This is a genomic window from Achromobacter sp. UMC71 (assembly GCF_014170305.1).
In the GTDB taxonomy this organism is placed as follows: domain Bacteria; phylum Pseudomonadota; class Gammaproteobacteria; order Burkholderiales; family Burkholderiaceae_B; genus Achromobacter.
In genome coordinates, this window is record NZ_LZZT01000049.1 from 1 (window position 1) to 13,200 (window position 13,200).

Genomic DNA, 13,200 nt, shown 5'->3' on the forward strand with positions numbered 1-13,200 from the left:
GTCGCTGTCGTTGCAGCAGAGAAACGAGATTATGAAGAAGTTTTTATCGCTTGTCAAGTCAGCTTCGTTTCGTCTTAAAACTTTCGTTTTTCAACTCAACCTGCCGCCCTGCCTTGCGACCCCTTCAGGTCTCGCCCTAGCAGCTATCGAAATATCAGGGTTAACCCTAAGTTTTCGGCAACTGCCAAGCCTGAAACTATAACACAACTTTTGCAGATTATGCAACCGGCTTTTGCCTAATTTGCATCCTATCTTGCAACCCCGCCGCTTTTCGTGAATCGCTTCACTTTCGCAGCAGCCCCGGGAAACCCCAGAGGTTGGTTACCGCCCAGATGACTAGCAACTTGATTCAGACCACCCTGCCGGGCAAACCCTGATTCGCCGTCACCAGTCAAGCCCAAGACTATAGCACAATTTTTGCAGATTGTGCAACTGGCTTCTGCCTGATTTGCACCCTCTTTTGCAAAACCCGCTGACTGCTGGTTCGAGGATCCGGTCACACCTACCGACCAACCCATCGCCTTGGAGCCCTGCGGCAGATCTGTTCGCGCTTGCGTCCCGATCCGTTGCACTTGCTTGGCCTCGCTGCTCACAAAACTGCTTGAACTGCGAAGGAGCGAGACTATAGCACAGATTTTTGCCTTGTCACGCGCCGGAAGCAAAAACCTGCGTATCTGCCGCAAGGCATGGGCCACCGGGCTGATTCAGCCGGTGATTGGCGCTCTCGATGGCATCGCCCCGGGAAGGGGCGGTAGAGGGGAAGACTGTGGGGAGACGGCGCCTAAGCCAGGCGCCACGGAAGGACACCTCGGCGACAAGGCGGATGTTCTCTATATAGAGGCCCCATCTACTCGCGTGCTCTACAGTGAGTCTGTAGAAGCGTGCTTTATATAGATGCGCTCCCATGGGAGCGGTCTCCGTAGGATGATGCTCCATAGAAAAGCGTTTTCCAGGAGGGCGCTCCCCGCAAAGATACCTTCCTCCTGCCTTCTCTATATAGACAAGGCATCCACCCGTCCGTCTGGACAGGCGCCCTCTAGGGGAGTCATCTACAGGAAATCGCCTATATAGATGGCAGGACGATGCCGCTTCTCCCCCTACCTATATAGAAACGGGTGGAGAGGACGCCGCCCTTCTAGCCGGCCGCCCGGCCGGACAGACGCTCACCAGCGGAGATTGTCGATAGAGGTGATCCGCTTCAGGGCTTGTTCGCGGGTGGTCTCGTTGACCAGCCATTGCGGGGCGCCCACGTCCTCGAGCATATGGGCATCCATTTCGTCCGCCAGGTTGCGCAGGACGGCCTCGGCCCGCCGCTGGCGATAGGCGTGCCACAGGCGGCTGAGGATGCCGCCACGCGATGCGCCTTGCGGCTCGGCCTGAACGGAGACCGTGGCGGGGGCCGCGGTTGCCAGCGGGACCACGGCGGACGCCGGCTGGGCGCGGGCCGCGCCCGGGGCGCCTGTCGCAGCGCCAGTCACAGTACTAAAAGGCGGGGAAATCGGAAGGCAGGTTTGCGCGGACATGGTTGGGCTCCTTGGCTTTATCCGTTTTGGTAAGCGTAGTCGCCCAATACACACCTGAAAATCGAATTGTTTTACCCATTACGGTCAGTTAACCTAACCAATTGCAATTCACCCCTACCAAAGTCCGCTCATGCGCCTGCCTTTGAACACCCTGCCCGCCTTCCGCGCCGTCGCCGAGCTGCAGAACCTGCGCGCGGCCGCCGACCGGCTACACCTGACGCACAGCGCGGTCAGCCAGCAGATCAAGGGATTGGAAGAACAACTGGGCTTTCCCTTGTTCGAGCGCAGCGGGCGCGGCATCGTGCTCAATGCCGCCGGCGCGGCCCTGCTGTGCAGTGTGCAAAGCGCCATGGCTTTGCTGGACGAGGGGCTGATGGCGGCGTCCGCGGCGGCCAGCGGCAGCGCACAGCGGATGCGCGTGTCGGTGCTGCCGTCGTTTGCACAGCGTTGGCTGCTGCCCCGTATGGCGCGCTGGCATGCCCAGCATCCAGGCCTGTCGCTGGAAATCGAGACATCGCAGCAGGTCGTGGATCTGCTGCGCGACGGTTTTCATGCGGCGCTACGGTTTGGCCGCGGGCCTTGGCCGGGCGTCGAGTCCGAACCGCTGTTCGATATGCCGCTGCCGCTAATCGCCCTGACGTCGCCCGAGACGGCGCGGGCCTTGCCCGACAACACGCCAGAGACACTGGCGCGCCAGCCGCTGCTGGGCGAACGGGACATGTGGCAGCACTGGTTCGCCGCGGCAGGCCTGCGAGTGCCAGTTACGCCGGTGGCGACCTTCAATGACGCGGGCATGATGCTGCAGGCGGCGGAACAAGGGCTGGGCATCACGCTGGGACGTGAATTGCTGGCGGCCGACGCGATCTGCGCGGGCCGGCTGGTGCAGGTGTCGCCCATCAGCGTGCATTATGAACAGGCGCAGACCTATCACCTGGTCTACCGGCCCAGCCTGCGCGACTGGGCGCCGCTGGTGGCGTTCAAGCAATGGCTGCGCGATGAGCTGGAGCGGTCGAGCAAGACGCTGGTGACGCCGGCGCGCCACGACGCAGCCCAGGCCGCCCAAGAAAAAAAGGGGTAAAGCGGCCCGGCTTTACCCCCAACTGCGGCGGCAGTTAAACCGCGCCGGGCTCAGGCGACCTTGCGCTCGGCGGACGGGGCCGCGCGCATGCTGTCCGATTCGTTGAAACGCTGGTGCCAGGAAAAGGCTTCTTCCAGCAGATGCGGCGTCTGGCCGCCACGCTGGCAGGCCCGGTCGAAATAGTCCTGCAGCGCGTCGCGGTACGACGGATGCACGCAATGCCGGATGATGGCGCGGGCGCGTTCGCGCGGCGTCAGGCCGCGCAGGTCGGCCAGGCCGCATTCCGTGACCAGCACGTCGACGTCGTGTTCGGTATGGTCCACATGGGACACCATCGGCACGACGCTGGAAATGTCGCCGTTCTTGGCCATGGACTTGGACACGAAGATCGCCAGGTGCGCGTTGCGGGCGAAGTCGCCCGAACCGCCGATGCCGTTCATCATGTGGGTGCCGCCGACGTGGGTGGAATTGACGTTGCCGTACAGGTCGAATTCCAGCGCCGTATTGATGGCGATGATGCCCAGGCGGCGCACGATTTCCGGCGCGTTGCTGATCTCTTGCGGGCGCAGCACGATGCGGTCGCGATAGTGCTCGATGTTGGCCAGGATCTTTTCGTACACGGGTTTGGACACCGTGATGGAAGAGGCCGAGGCGAACGTCAGCTTGCCCTGATCCAAGAGTTCGATGGCGCTGTCCTGCAGCACTTCGGAATACATCGTCAAGGCATCGAAGTCCGACGATTCAAACCCGTGCAGCACGGCATTGGCGATGGTGCCGATGCCGGCTTGCAGCGGCAGCAGCGAATTGGTCAGGCGCCCGGCATCAACCTCGCCGCGCAGGAAGGTGTTGATGTGCGCCGCGATGGCGTTGGTTTCGGCGTCCGGCGGCAAGGCATTGGACGGGCTGTCCGGCTCTTGCGTGATGACGATGGCCGCGATCCGGTCTGGATCGACCTGAATGAATGGCTGGCCGATGCGCTGATCCGCCGACACCAGGCCGATGGGCTCGCGACCGGGCCGGTCGGCGGGGACGTAGATGTCGTGCAGGCCTTCGATGGCGGCGGGCACGCCCAGGTTCAGCTCGATGATGACCGTGCGCGCCTGCTGGGCGAAGGATGCCGAGTTGCCCACGGACATGGTCGGCACGATCGCGCCGGTTTCGGTGATGGCGGCGGCCTCGATGATGGCAACGTCGATCGGCCCGATATGGCCGGCGCGCAGCTGTTCCGCCGTCTCGGACAGGTGCTGGTCAATGAAGGCGATCTCGCCCTGGTTGATCTTGCGGCGCAGCGTGGTGTCGACCTGGAACGGCATGCGGCGCGCCAGCGCATTGGCCTGCGCCAGCATCTTGTCGGTGTCGTGGCCCAGCGAGGCGCCGGTGATCAGCGTGATCGACAGGGGTTCGCGCCCGGCGCGGCCGGCCAGGGCCGCGGGCACGGACTTACAGTCTCCGGCGCGGGTGAAGCCGCTCATGCCGACGGTCATGCCGTCTTGGACCAGCAGCGCCGCCTGTTCGGCGGAGGTGATCTTGGCGTGCAGCCCCGGGTGGCGAATACGGTCGAAATGCATGATGTCTCCAGATTTTTTTCGCAGTATAGGAAGGCCAAGCCAAATCTCGTAATGACTTAAAATCATCCAATCCAGTCTTTTTTTTCATTGATTGAAGGTTCCGCGCCCTGCGCGAGGAGATCGCCCTTGGACGTACGCGCCCTGCGGTATTTCGTGGAAACGGTCAGGCATGCCAGCTTCACGCAGGCGGCCAAGGCGCTGTTCGTGACGCAGTCCACGGTCAGCAAGATGATCCGCCAGCTCGAAGAGGAAGCCGGCACCGCGCTGCTGGTGCGCGATGGCCACACGGCGCGGCCTACCGACACGGGACGCGTGATGTATCAACGCGGCCTGCAAGTGCTGGAAACCATGCGCCAGCTGACCGAGGAAATGCGCCAGACCGCCGACCTGCAACGCGGCTCGCTCGAGGTCGGTATTCCGCCCATGATCAATCTGCTGTTCACGCCCGTGGTCAAGCGCTTCCGGGAACTGCACCCCGGCATACATCTGACCCTGCGCGAGGGCACCGGGCGCACCGTCGAGGATCTGGTCGCCGGTGGCGAACTGGAGGTCGGCGCCACCATCCTGCCGGTGGCGCCCGACAGCGGCCTGGCCGCGCGGGCCTTCGGCAGCTACCCCATCTGGGTGATCGGACCGCCGGACTCCCCCTGGGCCGGCAAAACGTCGCTGCCGCTCAGCGCGCTGCGCGACACCCGGCTATTGATCCCCACCGACGACTTCGCCATGACGCGACGCTTGCGGCACGCCTTTGCCGATGCCGGCTTGCAGCCCAGCATCGCCGCGCAAAGCGCGCACTGGGACTTCCTGGTGGCGATGGCGTCGGCGGGCCTGGGCGCGGCGCTGCTGCCGGAACCGCTGATGCAGCGGATGAAGACGCGCGGCCTGAGCACCGCCAAGCTGGCCAAGTCCGGACTGCAATGGGAAGTGGGCCATATCTGGCAGCAATCAGGATATTTATCGTACGCCGCCCGCGCCTGGCTGGAGGTCTGCGACGGGGTGCTGGGCAAGCGCCGGCAGGCGGCCACCTCGCCCCGCTGAAACCTGACGAATAGCCAACAAACATCCGGCCCTATTTTGCCTGCCCGCCCCCTGGCTCGCGCCGCCTGATCTTCGCCAGATCTAACAGGGACGCAGCTGAGTTTTTGTTGCAACGGCCCCGTCCGCGGCTTGTTATGCTGCCGCCTCGACGCGAGCGAATCGCCCCAAGAAAAATGACCCTGAATCTGCAACACCCGCCAGTGCGCGCCGCCCGGCCGCGCGCCCTTTCCCTGGCCGCCCTGATCGCCGCCCTCTTGCTGATGTTCTGCATGGGGCCCGCCTTTGCCGCAACGCCGGCCGCGCCCGGCGATACCGAAGCCTCGCTGGCCAGCGCCCGCAAGCAACTGGACGATATCCGCAAGCGCGTTCCCGACGAAACGGATGACGCCGAGCTGCTCAAGCAGCGCGGCGACGCGCTGGACATCCAATCCAAGGCCGATGCCGCCGCCGATGCCCTGACCCCGCAACTGACCAGCGTCACCGCGCGCCTGAGCGAATTGGGCGCGCCGCCCGACGGCGTCAAGGAAGCGCCTGACGTGGCGGCGCAGCGCATGCAGCTGGAGAAAACCAGCCGCGCGCTGGACGCGCAGATCAAGCTGGCGCGGCTGCTGTCGGTCGACGCCGCGCAAACGGCCGAGCAGATCTCGGGCTTGCGCCGCACGCAGTTCCAGGCCCGCCTGGGCGAACGGCGCGACTCGTTCCTGTCCGGCCAGTTCTGGGCGGAATTCCACGAAGAATTTCCCGGCGACCTGGAGCGCCTGGTGGCGCTGCGCGACGACCTGACCACCGCGGTCGGCCAGACGCCCAAATGGGGCTGGCTGCTGGTGGCCACCGCGGCCGCCCTGATGATCGCGCTGCGCATCTGGATCGGCCGCCTGCTGCTGCGGATCACGGCGACTCGGGTGCCGCCCGGCCGCCTGCGCCGCTCGTTCCTGGCAGTGGCGCTGTTGACGCTGGCCGTGGCCACGCCGGGCATCATCGCCGTGCTGATTCACGCCGGCCTGGATTGGAATTCGCAGCTGTCGGAAAGCACCGGCGCGCTGCTGGCCAACCTGGTCGCCACGGTCTGCTTCGGCGGCTACGTGTCCGGCCTGGGCTACGCCTTGATGTCGACCAACCGGCCGTCCTGGCGCCTGCCTCCGATCACCGACGCCGTAGCGCAACGCCTGCGCTGGCTGCCCGGCACGCTGGGCGTGCTGGTTGTAATGATCTGGCTGGCCGAGCGCCTGCCCGTGCTGCTGAACGCCAGTCTGACCACGACGATCACGCTGACCGGCATCGTCGCGGTGTTTGTGATGGTGACGATGGCGATCACGCTGTCGATCGGCCGCCGCCTGCGCCGCCAGGCGCAGCAGGAAGACGCCGCGCCCACGCCCTTCTGGATCTCGCTGTTGCTGACCGCGATCGGCACGGTACTGGTGATCAGCCTGGCCAGCCTGCTGGCCGGTTATGTCGCCTTTGGCAGCTTCCTGACCAAACAAGTGCTGTGGGTGGTGATCATCCTGGCTTCGGCGTATCTGCTGTCCACCCTGATCGAGGACGGCTTCAGCACGTTGCTGGGCACCTCGCATCGCGACGACAGCGAAGGCCCCAGCCTGCGCGACCAGGCAGCGGTGCTGCTATCGGGCGTGGGCCGGGTGGCGGTGGGCCTGCTGGCCGTGATCCTGCTGCTGGCCCCCTTCGGCGAAGGGCCGATGGACCTGCTGCAGCGTTTCGACCAGTTGCGCAAGGGGCTGGCCATCGGCGAGGCGAACATCCGCCCCGGCGCGGTGCTGCAAGCGCTGATGGTGCTGGGGCTGTCGCTGCTGAGCGTGAAGGTGCTCAAGCGCTGGCTGTCCAACCGCTATTTGCCGACCACCGAGCTGGATCCGGGCATGCAGCTGTCGGCCGCGACGCTGTTCGGCTATGCCGGCTTCGTGCTGGCGGTGGCACTATCACTGTCGGCCGCGGGCATCGGCCTGGAACGGGTGGCGTGGATCGCCAGCGCGCTGTCGGTGGGTATCGGTTTCGGCCTGCAAGCGGTGGTGCAGAACTTTGTCTCGGGCCTGATCCTGCTGGCCGAGCGGCCAGTCAAGGTAGGCGACTGGGTGTCGCTGGGCGGCGTCGAAGGCGACATCCTGCGCATCAATGTGCGTGCAACGGAAATCCAGATGGGCGACCGTTCGACGGTCATCGTGCCGAACTCGGAATTCGTGACCAAGACGGTGCGCAACGTGACGCGCTCGAATCCGCTGGGCCTGGTGCAGATCAAGCTGCCCCTGCCGCTCTCAACCGATGCGCAACGCGTGCGCGAACTGATCCTGCAAGCGTTCGCCGACCACGAGGACGTGCTGGACACGCCGGCGCCCAATGTGTTTTTGGACGGCATCGATGGCGGCAACCTGGTGTTCAACGCCAAGGGCTACGTGTCCTCGCCCCGCTCGGCGTATGGCGTGCGCAGCGCCTTGCTGTTCACGTTGCTGCAGCGGCTGCACGAAGCCGGGCTGGAGGTGTCGTCGCCGCCCACCATGCTGCTGGCATCCGCGCCGCAAGCCGCGGCCTTGCAACCGCCCGCCACGCCCGCGGCCGAAGGCCCGGGCGCCGCGGCTGCGCCTGTCGCCACGCCCTGAACCCTTGGAATTGCGTTCGCCGGTCACGATCTCAACCCGGCGAATAGAAGTCCACCAGCCCCTGCCGATCCATGCGCGGATTGCGCAGAGGCGGCGAGTTCGACATGGTGTTCTGCCCGGACAGCACGGGATAGGCCTGCGCCATGGGCGCGGTGGCGGTCGCGGGTGCCGGCGCATATTGGGCGCTTTGCATCGGCGGCTGGGCCGGTGCGTACTGGGCCTGCGGCGCCCCTGCCGGCGCGGTCTGCGCGACGTTCGGGTTCTCGAACCGGTGGTCCGCAGTGGTCAATGACGGATTGGTGCACAAGCCCTGGGCGGTCAGCGCGGCCTTGGTACGGTCGTCGGTCTGGCAAAGGATGTCGACCGCGGCGGTTTCCAGCCGGCGCGAGCGGTCCGGATCCTTGGTGGACGCGGCCGCCTGCATGGTCCGCTCGAAGTTGCGGCGCAGGCTGCATTTGGTGTCTTCGACCGGAAACGCGACGTTCATGCCGAACCCTACGACCGAACCGCCGCCGCCGGCCGACACCATGCAGCTATCGGACGAGAACGAGCCGTAGAAGCTCTGCGCCCCGATCGGCGGCGCGGTGCGCAGCGTGCTGGAGCCGCTGTTGTTGGAGTTAAGCGTAATACCCTGGTTGTTGCCCGCGTTGGTGGAACCCGACGACGCCGATGTCGTCGAGGCGGAAGTGCTGGTCTGCGCGCTGGCCGAGAACGCCACCAGCGACAACGACAGGGATAAGGCAAGCGCAATGGTTTTCATGATGTCCTCCAGCCGGACGGCCGAGGCCGTCCGGATTGCCTGCTGCTCAGTGACCGAAGCCGCCCATACCGCCCACGGGACCGATGCCGTGGATCGACGCGGTGGCGCCGATCGCACCCGCATTGAACGTGCCCGTCGCCGAGGCGTTCGTGGTGGTGCTGCCGAACGTGGCGCCGCCGTTGGCGACACTGTCGCCCACCATGATCGGCGCATTGCCGGTGATGTGGCCGTAGGTTTCGCTGGTGGCGTACTGCCGGGTGCTGGTCACCACGTTGGTACCGTCCTTGTCGAAGGTTCCGCCTGCGCTGGCAACACCGCCGGTCTCGCCGAACGACGTCTGGTTCGACGAGCCGTAGCCGTTGATCTGCGTCGACACCACCGACGTGCCGGTGGAAACAGACGAGACGGTGCCGGTGATGGTGCCGACATGTCCCGAAGCGGAAATGCTCGGGCTCGGCCCGCCGGCATAGGCGGAGAACGCGACGAGGGACAAAGTTGCGACTGCTGCGAGCTTTTTCATTTGAGCTCCTCCTGATCCGTTTCATGCGGATGAACAGGTGCCGGTGGCCGACCGGCGCGGACCTTTACCACCCCGACGCAGTACGCCCTTCCGGCAACATGGCGCTTGGGACTTTTGTATTGGTACGGAATGATTGCGCCGCACTAAGGATGTCGATATCGGTTAAACGGGCGACCGGTCCCAAGAGAGTGGGGAGGAAGACGTAAAAGATGTCGTGGAATCTGCGGGCATCGCCGTGCGGGCCATGCGTAAGGATGACGAGCCAATCGCGCCGCGCGCGATTGCTGCGGCGCATCTCAGCTGTTCGGATGGGCAGGCAAGCGGCGCTCTCGCACAATTACCCTAGCGCTCACGGCGGCAGGCCGCGCGGCAATAGCCGTTAGGCTGACTGTCAGAAAAAGGGGGGGGTGCGGCGGTATCGCGAGCGCAGCGGCGTCAGCGGCGCCAGCGGCGCCGGGCAGTCGCGACATGCCCGGCCAGGCAGACAGACTCTCTGCGCACCAGCGCCAGGTCGACGGCGACAAGCAGCAACAGTATGCCGCACTCGGCTAGTTCCAGTTGGGCCGACAGATGGTAGCCGGCCAGCAGCGCCATGCCCGCGACAGCGGCGAGCCAGCATGGCCAGGCAGGCGCCAGGCCCTTGGGCGCGGTGCCGTTGGCGCGACCCAGGCCCAGCCAGGCGATAAGCGGCAGGCCCAGCATGGACAACGGAATGTAGATGGCGATGGCCGACAGCACCGCCGCCACGCTGAACTGGGTTTGCGACGCCAGCGCCATGACGGCAAGCGCGCCAACGCCCACGTACCACAACAAGCGGGCGACAATCAGGTGCGGCAGGGTGGCAACGGGTCGGTTCATCGGGATACCGGGAGGCCGGTGGGCGCAAACTGCTGCCCGCCCGGCGACGCGAGGGGAATTTTCAGCCATACTACTCCGCCCGGCCGGGCACCGCCCGGTCCCTTTCATCCGGAGACACCATCATGATCCAGGAGATCGCCAGCATCCACGTGCGCGAAGACCAGGAAGCGCTGTTCGAGGCCGGCGTGGCACAGGCCAAACCGCTGTTTCTGAGGGCCCGGGGCTGCCACGGCATGGCGCTGTACCGCAGCATCGAACAGCCGCAGCGGTACACCCTGGTAGTGGAATGGGAAACCGTCGAAAACCATATGGTGGACTTCCGGGAATCGTCCGATTTTCAAGAATGGCGCAAGCTCGTGGCGGGCTTTTTCGTTGAACCGCCCCAGGTGCATCACGAGCAAAAAGTGATCTGATCAGGTTGGGTCGGGCGGATCGTCGTACTTGCGCGCGCTGCCGCGAAAACGATCCGCCGGATACTTCCGGGCGTTCTTGACCATCTTGGCCTCTACCGCCGCCGCGATGTCCACGCCCAGTTGGTCCGCCAGCGCCACCAGGTACATCTGCACGTCGGCGATCTCGTCGGCCGCGTCCGCCAGCAAGGCGGCCGAGGGCTGGCGCGATTCCTGCTCGGTCAGCCACTGGAACAGCGCCAGCAGTTCGCCGGCTTCGCCCGACAGGGCCATCGCCAGGTTCTTGGGCGAATGAAAGTGTTGCCAGTCGCGTTCGGCGGTGAAGGCGCGCAGCGCCTGCCTGATGTGTTCAAGGTCTGACATGGTGGGCTCCACTGCGCCGCGGCGTCAGGCCGCGGCCAATCGCGAACTGGCCGCCAGCGCGACCGCGACCGTGGTGCGCACGTCGGCCAGCGCCCGGTGGGTAGGCTCGGACGCGCCCACATGCCGCGCCAGCACATCCAGCTTGTGCGACGGCAATTCGGGCCACGCGCGCCGGGCCAGCGCCAGCGTGCAATGGGTGGCATTGGCGAACGGCAGGCCCGTCTGCAGCGCGGCCGCGCCCAGGAACCGGCGGTCGAACGACGCATTATGGAAAAACACCGGCAGGTCTTCGACGAATTCCAGGAACGACGCGAAGGCCTGCTCCACCGGTACGCCCTGGCGGTCGACCTCGGCCTGCGTGATGCCGGTCAACCGCGTGATGAAGGACGGCACAGCCCCGCGCGTGCGCACGACCTGCGCGTATTCCCGTTCGGACGACCCGCCCGGCATCACCCGGACCGCGGCGAACTCCAGGATTTCGCAGGTCGACGTCGACAGCCCGGTGGTTTCCAGGTCGGCCACCACGAACGGGCCGCGCAAGGCGTCCAGTGCCGCCGACAAGGCGGCGGCAGACTGGCGCGTGGCGGTGGCCGGCCGGGCGGCGGCGCCGGCCTGGCGCGTCCTGCGGTAGTAGAAAGCCACGGCCTACTCCGCCGCCGGACGCAGCGGCGCAAAACGCGGCGAACCATCAGCCAGCTGGCCGAAGAACAGATCCGCCGGCCGTACCCACAGGCCGCGCGCATGCGGCCAGAGATGCTCGTAGACCACCATGGACTCTTCCGTCTCGGAATGGCGGGCGGTATCCACGTAGCGGTACAGGCCGCCCTTGTAGTGGCGATGGGTGGCAAGAGCCAGGGCTTCGGATTCGGTCATGGAGGACTGCCGCAAAAAGCACGGCCCGGGCGGGAAGGTTCCTGCCTGGGCCGACGGGTTCAAACAAGACCGTATTTATAGCGCATTGGGGCGGCAGGCGCCGCCCCGGCGCTCAGTAGCGCACGTACTCCAGGACGGGTTTGGGCGGCATCGGCGTGTTGGCCGCGGGGCGGGCGCGTAGTGACGCGGCCACCGGTTTGACCGCCGGCTTCTTCAAGCTCCCCGCGCCGTGCAGTTCGTGGGCGGCCTGCAAGACGGACGCGGCCTCGGCGGTCATCTGGGTGATGTCTTCGGTGACTTCACCCAGTTTGCCCGACTGGGCCAGGGACACTTCGACCACCTCGCCCATGATCTCGGTGACCCGGCGCGACGACGCCACGATGTCTTCCATGGTGGTGCCGGCGGACTGGACCTGGCTGGCGCCGCTTTCGATCTGTTCGACCGAGGTCGTGATCAGGCCTTTGATTTCCTTGGCGGCCGCAGCGCTGTTCTGCGCCAGGCTGCGCACTTCCGCCGCCACCACCGCGAAGCCCTTGCCGTGCGCCCCGGCGCGCGCGGCCTCGACCGCGGCGTTCAGCGCCAGGATATTGGTCTGGAAGGCGATGCCATCCATCACGCCGATGATTTCCGAAATGCGCTTGGAGCTGCCGGTAATGGCGCTCATGGTCCGGACCACGCCCTGCACCGTCTTGCCGCCCTCTTCGGCGATTTTCCAGGCGTCCTGCGCCAGAGTATTGGCCTGGCTGGCGCGCTCGGCATTTTCGGTCAGCCCTTGCACGGCAACGCGCAGGGTCTGCGCGGCGGTAAACCGCTTGGTGATGTCGATCGCGAATTTCACCACCTTGAACGGCCGGCCCTCGGCATCGAAAATCGGGTTGTAGCTGGCCTCTATCCATACCTGGCGGCCGTTTTTACCGATGCGCAGATATTGGCCGGTATCGTGCTGGCCGCTGCGCAGTTTGCACCAGAAGTCCTGGTAGGCCGAACTGCGCGCCTCTTCGGGCAGCACGAACATGCTGTGATGGCGCCCCGCTACCTCGTCCTCGCGGTATCCCACCGCATTCAGGAACAGGTCGTTGGCGCGGATGATGGTGCCGTCCAGTTCGAATTCGATAATCGCCTGCACTTTTGAGATCGCCTCAAGCTGGCCTTCGGTATCGGCCTGGCGCTGCTGCTGCGCGGTAATGTCGGTGGCATACTTGACCACTTTGAACGGACGGTTGCGTTTGTCGAAAATCGGGTTGTAGCTGGCCTGCAGCCACACATCGGCGCCGTCCTTGCGCATGCGGCGGTAACGCCCGGCGTCATGATTGCCCTGGCCCAGCCGCTGCCAGAATTCCAGATATTCCGCGGACTCGCGCTCGTCGGGGTCGACGAACAGGCGGTGGTGCTGCCCCAGCACCTCGTCCAGTTCATAGCCCATGGTGTCCAGGAAATTCTGGTTGGCCATCAGCACATAGCCTTCAAGATCGAATTCAATAACCGCCTGCGCTTTATGGATGGCGGCGATCTGACCATACAGGTCCGCTTTCTGCATGCCGCGCTCTCCACGGAGCAAGCGGTTTAGGGTAAGCCATTGCATGTTGACGTCTCCTGCCAG

Annotated in this window: 14 protein-coding genes; 5 read left to right on the forward strand and 9 right to left on the reverse strand. The window is 65.4% G+C overall.

Annotated elements, in window-relative coordinates; genetic code table 11:
* Nucleotides 1-202, forward strand: a 202-nt coding sequence (locus A9974_RS29355) for a hypothetical protein (protein ID WP_220806113.1), incomplete at its 5' end; no start/stop codon positions are given.
* 961 nt (nt 203-1,163) lie between these two features.
* Here the strand turns inward: A9974_RS29355 and A9974_RS24570 are convergent.
* Complete coding sequence (locus A9974_RS24570; protein WP_255468314.1) at nt 1,164-1,421, reverse strand: isoleucyl-tRNA synthetase; 258 nt, start codon at nt 1,419-1,421, stop codon at nt 1,164-1,166.
* A gap of 232 nt (nt 1,422-1,653) precedes the next feature.
* On the opposite strand from A9974_RS24570, the gene A9974_RS24575 reads away from it, so the two are divergent.
* A complete protein-coding gene (locus A9974_RS24575) occupies nt 1,654-2,601 on the forward strand; it encodes a LysR substrate-binding domain-containing protein (RefSeq protein WP_183006798.1) in 948 nt (315 codons plus the stop codon).
* Between the two features lie 50 nt (nt 2,602-2,651).
* Here A9974_RS24575 and A9974_RS24580 read toward each other — a convergent pair whose 3' ends face one another.
* The gene (locus A9974_RS24580; RefSeq protein ID WP_183006799.1) at nt 2,652-4,169 is read right to left on the reverse strand and encodes an acetyl-CoA hydrolase/transferase family protein; all 1,518 of its coding nucleotides are present in this window, start codon (nt 4,167-4,169) and stop codon (nt 2,652-2,654) included.
* A gap of 126 nt (nt 4,170-4,295) precedes the next feature.
* On the opposite strand from A9974_RS24580, the gene A9974_RS24585 reads away from it, so the two are divergent.
* Together A9974_RS24585 and A9974_RS24590 are read left to right on the forward strand one after the other, a co-directional pair.
* Nucleotides 4,296-5,207 (forward strand): LysR family transcriptional regulator, encoded by a 912-nt coding sequence (locus A9974_RS24585; protein WP_183006800.1) that lies wholly within the window; start codon nt 4,296-4,298, stop codon nt 5,205-5,207.
* A 173-nt stretch (nt 5,208-5,380) separates the two neighbouring features.
* Nucleotides 5,381-7,816: a DUF3772 domain-containing protein gene (locus A9974_RS24590; RefSeq protein ID WP_183006801.1), complete on the forward strand. Its 2,436-nt coding sequence runs from the start codon at nt 5,381-5,383 to the stop codon at nt 7,814-7,816.
* 31 nt (nt 7,817-7,847) lie between these two features.
* On the opposite strand, the gene A9974_RS24595 is transcribed toward A9974_RS24590, so the two are convergent.
* From A9974_RS24595 to A9974_RS24605, 3 genes are all read right to left on the reverse strand, one after another.
* On the reverse strand, nt 7,848-8,576 hold the full coding sequence (locus A9974_RS24595) for a hypothetical protein (protein WP_183006802.1): 729 nt from the start codon (nt 8,574-8,576) through the stop codon (nt 7,848-7,850).
* A 46-nt stretch (nt 8,577-8,622) separates the two neighbouring features.
* Nucleotides 8,623-9,096 carry a hypothetical protein gene (locus A9974_RS24600; protein WP_183006803.1) on the reverse strand — a complete coding sequence of 158 codons (474 nt, stop codon included), beginning with the start codon at nt 9,094-9,096 and terminating at the stop codon, nt 8,623-8,625.
* Nucleotides 9,097-9,531: 435 nt separating this feature from the next.
* On the reverse strand, nt 9,532-9,954 hold the full coding sequence (locus tag A9974_RS24605) for a hypothetical protein (RefSeq protein ID WP_183006804.1): 423 nt from the start codon (nt 9,952-9,954) through the stop codon (nt 9,532-9,534).
* Between the two features lie 122 nt (nt 9,955-10,076).
* Here A9974_RS24605 and A9974_RS24610 point away from each other — a divergent pair, with 122 nt between their 5' ends.
* Complete coding sequence (locus tag A9974_RS24610) at nt 10,077-10,367, forward strand: antibiotic biosynthesis monooxygenase (protein WP_183006805.1); 291 nt, start codon at nt 10,077-10,079, stop codon at nt 10,365-10,367.
* Here the strand turns inward: A9974_RS24610 and A9974_RS24615 are convergent, their stop codons facing one another.
* From A9974_RS24615 to A9974_RS24630, 4 genes are all read right to left on the reverse strand, one after another.
* Nucleotides 10,368-10,727 carry a nucleotide pyrophosphohydrolase gene (locus A9974_RS24615; RefSeq protein ID WP_183006806.1) on the reverse strand — a complete coding sequence of 120 codons (360 nt, stop codon included), beginning with the start codon at nt 10,725-10,727 and terminating at the stop codon, nt 10,368-10,370.
* A 24-nt stretch (nt 10,728-10,751) separates the two neighbouring features.
* Nucleotides 10,752-11,369 (reverse strand): 3'-5' exonuclease, encoded by a 618-nt coding sequence (locus A9974_RS24620; RefSeq protein ID WP_183006807.1) that lies wholly within the window; start codon nt 11,367-11,369, stop codon nt 10,752-10,754.
* Between the two features lie 3 nt (nt 11,370-11,372).
* The gene (locus tag A9974_RS24625; protein WP_183006808.1) at nt 11,373-11,600 is read right to left on the reverse strand and encodes a DUF1653 domain-containing protein; all 228 of its coding nucleotides are present in this window, start codon (nt 11,598-11,600) and stop codon (nt 11,373-11,375) included.
* Between the two features lie 112 nt (nt 11,601-11,712).
* The gene (locus A9974_RS24630) at nt 11,713-13,182 is read right to left on the reverse strand and encodes a methyl-accepting chemotaxis protein (RefSeq protein ID WP_183006809.1); all 1,470 of its coding nucleotides are present in this window, start codon (nt 13,180-13,182) and stop codon (nt 11,713-11,715) included.
* Nucleotides 13,183-13,200: the final 18 nt, after the last annotated feature.

What these genes read in the sequence shown, in the direction of transcription:
- A9974_RS24575 (WP_183006798.1), top strand. Translation starts at nt 1,654, where the DNA reads ATGCGCCTGCCTTTGAACACCCTGCCCGCCTTCCGCGCCGTCGCCGAG.
- A9974_RS24580 (WP_183006799.1), bottom strand. Translation starts at nt 4,169, where the DNA reads ATGCATTTCGACCGTATTCGCCACCCGGGGCTGCACGCCAAGATCACC.
- A9974_RS24590 (WP_183006801.1), top strand. Translation starts at nt 5,381, where the DNA reads ATGACCCTGAATCTGCAACACCCGCCAGTGCGCGCCGCCCGGCCGCGC.
- A9974_RS24595 (WP_183006802.1), bottom strand. Translation starts at nt 8,576, where the DNA reads ATGAAAACCATTGCGCTTGCCTTATCCCTGTCGTTGTCGCTGGTGGCG.
- A9974_RS24600 (WP_183006803.1), bottom strand. Translation starts at nt 9,096, where the DNA reads ATGAAAAAGCTCGCAGCAGTCGCAACTTTGTCCCTCGTCGCGTTCTCC.
- A9974_RS24605 (WP_183006804.1), bottom strand. Translation starts at nt 9,954, where the DNA reads ATGAACCGACCCGTTGCCACCCTGCCGCACCTGATTGTCGCCCGCTTG.
- A9974_RS24610 (WP_183006805.1), top strand. Translation starts at nt 10,077, where the DNA reads ATGATCCAGGAGATCGCCAGCATCCACGTGCGCGAAGACCAGGAAGCG.
- A9974_RS24615 (WP_183006806.1), bottom strand. Translation starts at nt 10,727, where the DNA reads ATGTCAGACCTTGAACACATCAGGCAGGCGCTGCGCGCCTTCACCGCC.
- A9974_RS24625 (WP_183006808.1), bottom strand. Translation starts at nt 11,600, where the DNA reads ATGACCGAATCCGAAGCCCTGGCTCTTGCCACCCATCGCCACTACAAG.
- A9974_RS24630 (WP_183006809.1), bottom strand. Translation starts at nt 13,182, where the DNA reads ATGCAATGGCTTACCCTAAACCGCTTGCTCCGTGGAGAGCGCGGCATG.